3 protein-coding genes are annotated in these 2,894 nt (G+C 43.5%); all 3 read left to right on the top strand.

Annotated elements, in window-relative coordinates; all coding sequences use genetic code 11:
• Positions 1-725, top strand: a 725-nt coding sequence (locus tag PVV65_RS09440; protein ID WP_273789986.1) for a phage tail protein, incomplete at its 5' end; no start/stop codon positions are given.
• 8 nt (positions 726-733) lie between these two features.
• Complete coding sequence (locus PVV65_RS09435; RefSeq protein ID WP_273789985.1) at positions 734-1,747, top strand: phage tail protein; 1,014 nt, start codon at positions 734-736, stop codon at positions 1,745-1,747.
• 8 nt (positions 1,748-1,755) lie between these two features.
• A complete protein-coding gene (locus tag PVV65_RS09430) occupies positions 1,756-2,865 on the top strand; it encodes a phage tail protein (protein WP_273789984.1) in 1,110 nt (369 codons plus the stop codon).
• Positions 2,866-2,894: the final 29 nt, after the last annotated feature.

Below are 2,894 nucleotides of genomic sequence, written 5' to 3'. Positions count from 1 at the left end.
AGAATATTGGAGCAACAACGATTGCTTTGAATGCTTTAGAGGACAAGCCGGTTTATAAAGCAACCGCCTTAGGGGTTGGTGTCTTATTGGGCGGGGAAATCCAGCAGGGATGCATTTATACATTAGTCTATAATGGAGATCATTGGCATCTTATGAATCCTACCTCTCTTCCTTTGGAAGAAGAAAGCAGTCTTTATCCAACGGGATTTATAGGAACATTTGGGATGCGCTCTATTCCAAAGGGTTGGTTACTTTGCGATGGGAAGGCTTATTCGCGTACTGATTATAGCGATTTGTTTGCGACGATAGGGACGGTTTGGGGAGAAGGGAATAGTGTTACGACGTTTAATGTTCCCGATTTTCGGGGGATGTTTTTACGAGGCTTAGATAGTGGACGGTCTATAGATGCCGATCGTAGATTTGCAAGTGTGCAAACCGATTTAATCGAGTCGCACCAACATCAGGGGCAAAGTCTTTCATTTCCCCATTTTACCAGCAATGAAGACTTTTGGGATGGGAATACGACGGATGTGTTGGGGTATCGTATGGGGTTGTTTGGAGGTGGCTCTTTAGCGAATTTTATGGGTATAGAGCGTGATAATTTAGGGAGTTACATTGTAGGTGATCCTATTGTTTTAGAGGAGCAAGAGGTTGTTTTGACAAGCTCTGATGAGGGTGAGACGCGTCCAGTTAATGTGAGCGTTTTGTTTGGGATTAAGACATGAGGTTTTAGATGTCGACGATATATGATTGGTCTTTAAATGCCTCTGAGAATGCCTATTGTGATGATTTGATTGATTGGTCCAAAGGGCAACGTCCTAGTAGTTTGAACAACAGTGCGCGTTTTATGATGCAGCGCATCAAGGAATATTTATCCGATACGAGCGGTATAATTGAAAACACCTTTACGGTTGACGGGGAACAACAGACAACGTTGATCAGGTTGCAGAGCCGCTGTGAGTTTTTAGAGTATAAGAATGGGCTATCGGTTTGTTTTAAAGCGAAAGGCAAGAATGTTGGAGCAACAACGATTGCTTTGAATGCTTTAGAGGACAAGCCGGTTTATAAGGCAACAGAGTTAAGCATGCGTGCTTTGACAGGCGGTGAGTTTCAAAAGGGGTGTATTTATAGCTTGGTTTATAGGGATGAAGGTTGGCATGTTTTAAATCCTACCCCTTTGCCTTTATTACAAGATCCGAATATTTCGGTTTATCCTACTGGTACGATAGGGATTTTTGGGATGCAAGTTTTGCCGTTTGGTTGGTTAGTGTGTGATGGTCAGGCTTATTTGCGCAGTGATTATCCAGCTCTTTATGATGCGATAGGGACGAGGTGGGGAGGCAGTGATAGTTGGACGAAGTTTAATGTTCCCGATTTGCGAGGAGTGTTTTTGCGTGGTGTTGATGATGACCGTGAGATAGACCGCTGGCGATCTTTTGCGGCTTTTCAGAAGGATAGTATGAGAAAGCATGACCATAGAGGTCAATCCTTTATAGTTTCGAATGATGAGAATGAGGGAGAGCATTGGCGTGGAGATATAACGTTCATATGGGGTTATGAGCTGAATGAGCAGCAAAGGGAAAAGCTCGCTGAACGTTTGGGTGTGAGAGAAGAGAATATCCGTGTGCATCATAAGCTAGCCTTTCCCCATTCTCATCTTCGTATGCGTGATATTGAGTTGGTCAGTTCAGGTGTCAGTGAGACACGCCCGATTAATATGAGTGTTGTGTTTGGGATTAAGACGTGAGGTTTTAGATGTCGACGATATATGATTGGTCCTTAACGGCATCTGAAAATGGTAGTGCTGATAGTTTAATTAATTGGTCAGAAGGGCAGCTGCCTAACACAGTCAATAACAGTGCGCGTTTTATGATGCAAAGGGTTAGTGAGTATTTATCCGATACAGGGGGTGTGATTGAAGGGATTGTTAGGGTTAATGATCAACAAAAGACCAGTGCGATATATCTTCAAAGCCAATCTCAGTTTTTAGAGTATAAGAATGGGCTATCGATTTGTTTTAAAGCGAAGGGCAAGAATGTTGGGTCGACAACGATTGCTTTGAATAATTTGGCAGCCAAGTCCGTCTATAAGGCAACGGACAGCGGTTTATTAGCCTTATCGGGAGGCGAGATCCAAGAGGGTTGTCTTTATAGGCTTGTGTATGATGAAGAGATAAGCGGTTGGCAAATTCTCAATCCAACAAGGGAGAAAGCTTCTTCTTTAAAACGTTTACCGTCTGGTTTGATAGGTCCTTTTGCGATGGAACGCTTGCCGGAAGGTTGGTTACCCTGCGATGGGCAGGCTTATTCTCGTTTTGTTTATTGGGATTTATTTGAGGCGATAGGAACGACGTGGGGTGAGGGGGATGGTGTTATGACGTTTAATGTTCCCGATTTTCGGGGGATGTTTTTACGAGGACTGGATTATGAACGTGGTCTAGATTCTTGGCGTTCATTTGCAAGTTTGCAAGGCTGTTCTTTGAAAGCGCATGAACATTTAATAGGTCCAGCATCTTCGGTTGAGCGTTCTTCACGAAAGAAACGGGATGTTTCTTCTTCTGAAGCTTCTTTGACAAGGCGAAGGAGAGACTGTACTGGCTTGCAGGTTAGCGCTGTTGAATGTGAGAAAATAATAGAGAGCTTCATGAAAGAAGAGGTTCCCTTTTGGTTTACTAAAAAGGATAAGCCGCCCCGCTTGCCTTGGTTTATCCGAGACCCCTTGGGGAGTTTTTTATACCATTCTGTACCTATAAAAGAAGGGCTTTATGACAGGGGGCATCATGAGCATCACCTTATGACAGAGAGGGTTGGGGGCGTTGAAACACGCCCCGTTAATGTGAGTATAATTTATGGGATAAAGACATGAGGAGATGAAATGTTATCCAAACCATTTGC

The sequence above is a fragment of the Bartonella sp. ML70XJBT genome, assembly GCF_028618425.1.
Classification (GTDB): domain Bacteria; phylum Pseudomonadota; class Alphaproteobacteria; order Rhizobiales; family Rhizobiaceae; genus Bartonella.
Note: the sequence above shows the minus strand (reverse complement) of the source record. Positions and strands in the feature narration are given on the sequence as shown.